The 2,652-nt window shown below is 58.7% G+C and carries 3 protein-coding genes; all 3 read left to right on the plus strand.

The window, feature by feature from the left end:
• A partial coding sequence (locus Q6D67_RS21450) for a site-specific integrase (RefSeq protein WP_304707873.1) occupies positions 1-1,003 on the plus strand: 1,003 nt, incomplete at its 5' end.
• Positions 1,000-1,992, plus strand: coding sequence for a tyrosine-type recombinase/integrase (locus Q6D67_RS21455; protein WP_304707874.1), 993 nt, complete (start codon positions 1,000-1,002; stop codon positions 1,990-1,992). The genes Q6D67_RS21450 and Q6D67_RS21455, both read left to right, overlap by 4 nt.
• A partial coding sequence (locus tag Q6D67_RS21460; protein ID WP_304707875.1) for a tyrosine-type recombinase/integrase occupies positions 1,989-2,652 on the plus strand: 664 nt, incomplete at its 3' end. The genes Q6D67_RS21455 and Q6D67_RS21460, both read left to right, overlap by 4 nt.

Consider the following 2,652-nt stretch of genomic DNA (forward strand, 5'->3'; position numbering starts at 1 on the left):
GACGCGTAAGAAGATCGGAGGGAGCGTACGCAATCCCATCCGTCAGATGCTGCGCTTGGCGATCCCGGGTTACGTCGGGCTCGGCCGCCCCCATAAGCCTGATAACCCGTTTGAGATCCAGGCGCCTCAGTTCCTGACGTATCTCACTGAGGAGAAGGGGCTCCGTCCGCGGTCGATTCAGCAGTACCGGTTCCACCTGCGTCAATTCGCTGCCTATCTAGAGCAGGTCGGCGTTAAGGACCTTGCTCAGCTATCGCCCACGGTATTGAGCGGCTTCATTGCTCAATATGGCCCCCGGGTTTCGTGGCCCACCCTGCGCAATGCCTGCGGAACGCTACGGGTTTTCTTGCGCTACCTCCATCGGGAGGGCGTCTTGCTCAAGAACCTCAGTACGCTTGTCGAGTTTCCTCGGGCATATCGGGACGCCGGGATACCGCGAGCGATCAGCTGGGAGCAAGTCGAACAGGTACTGGTTGGTGTCGATCGACGCTCGATGTCCGGTAAACGCGATTATGCGATGCTGTTGTTGCTGGCTACCTATGGCCTGCGGGCCTGTGAAGTGGCCGCACTCACACTGGATGACCTGGACTGGCGTAACGATCGCCTCAAGGTCCGCGACCGTAAGGCGGGCAATACCACGACCTATCCGCTCTCGGCGGTGGTGGGTGCAGCGATCATCGACTACGTCAAGAACGCACGTCCAGCAACGACGGATCGTCAGGTATTCTTGCGCACCTTGGCGCCCTTGACTCCGATTGGATCGGCGGCTGTGACCTGCCGGGCGACACATTACATTCGTAAAGCCGGTATCCAGATCCCACGAGCAGGCGCCCACACGTTGCGGCACAGTTGCGTGCAAAATCTCGTGAACGCCAACTTCTCTCTCAAGCACATCGGTGACTATGTCGGACATCGCAATGCGTCGTCGACGCAGATCTACAGCAAGATCGCCGTCGAGCAATTGCGCGAAGTGGCTCAAGGTGACGGGGAGGATGTGCTATGACAACGCACCCAGGTTATCGGAGCTCTATTGGCCCTCATATCGAACAGTTCATTGCTTACAAACGGTCTCTTGGTCGACGCTACGATGTCGAGGAGAAGACATTGGTATTGTTCGATGACTACTTGGTGGAGAACCACATCACCGAACTGCAACAGATTAGCACCAAGCTCGTCGATCAGTTCCTCCTCTCGCGCCCCCGCTCGCGCCCGAGAAGCTACAACCACTTGCGCTGTACTCTCGGACGGTTTTTCGCGCACCTGGTTAACCAGGAGGTGCTTGAGCACAATCCGGTGCAATCGCCACCGCGCCGCTCAAGGTATCAGCGAACGCCCTTCATCTTCGATACGGCCGATGCCGGGCGCCTGCTCGCAGTCGCCAAGGCGCTACCCGACAAAGGCGGTACCGTTGACCGCGGCAGAACCTACCACGCTCTTTTTGCCGTGCTCTATGGCCTCGGATTGCGTGTGGGTGAAGCGTGCCGGCTGCATATCGAGGATATCGACTTCGAACGGCAGCTGCTGGTCATCCGGGAAACCAAGTTTTACAAAAGCCGGCTTGTGCCATTTGGCCCCAAGCTCGAAGCACTCCTGGCTGAGCATTTGCGGCGTAAACGGGCAAGGTGCGCGAACGGACTTTCTCTCAATCAGCCACTATTCTCGTTGCGTGGCGGGCGCCCGATCAGTCCAGGTACCGCCAGCCAGACGTTCCATCACCTCATTCCCCACCTGCACCTCACCATCCCTCCGGGAGCATCGCCGCCGCGCCTGCACGATCTTCGCCACTCCTTCGCCGTGGGGGCGCTCACGCGCTGGTATCGACTCGGTATCGATCCACAGGCACGACTGCTCACGCTCGCGACGTTTCTGGGGCACGTCGATGTCAACTCAACCGCCATTTACTTGGAGACAACACCGACCCTGCTCGATCAAGCCAACCGCCGCTTCGAGGCGTTCGCTACCGCCACGCTCACAGGAGGGCCCAGGTCATGAAGCCGTCCCTCGGTATAGTCGTCCATTCCTTCTTCGCCGACCATCTGCCAGTGCAGAAGGGCTTGCGGTTAGGATCGATCCACAGTTACCGCGATACGATGCGCCTATTCCTACGCTTTTTGTCCGAACAGACGCGCCAGCCAGTCGCAACGCTTGACTTGCAAGATCTCACCTTTGATCAGGTTCTGGCGTTCTTGAAGTACTTGGAGCAGGAGCGGGGCAATTCAATCCGCACACGCAATCAGCGCCGCGCCGCCTTGAATACCTTCTTCGCTTACCTCGTCCTGCGCGCACCGGAGATGCTGGCAACCTGCCAACAGATCGCCGCGATCCCCGTCAAGCGCTCAGCACTCCCGGATACACACTACCTTGAGCGCGAGGAGGTAACGACGTTGTTTCGTTCCTTGCCGCGTGAAGGGTGCTTTGCTCTGCGTGATCGAACGCTATTACTGTTTCTCTACAATACCGGCGCACGGGCGCAGGAGGTGGCTGACCTTCGTATCGAGCATCTTGATCTCAACCCGCCGGCCAAAGTGCATTTGCACGGGAAGGGAGACAAATGGCGAGTCTGCCCGCTCTGGCAAGAGACAGGAAAACACCTTGAACGGTTGCTCGCCGAGCACCAGCTGCGAATGAATGATCCCGTCTTTTGTACTCGGC

Source organism: Haliea sp. E1-2-M8 (assembly GCF_030649675.1).
Taxonomy (GTDB): domain Bacteria; phylum Pseudomonadota; class Gammaproteobacteria; order Pseudomonadales; family Halieaceae; genus Haliea.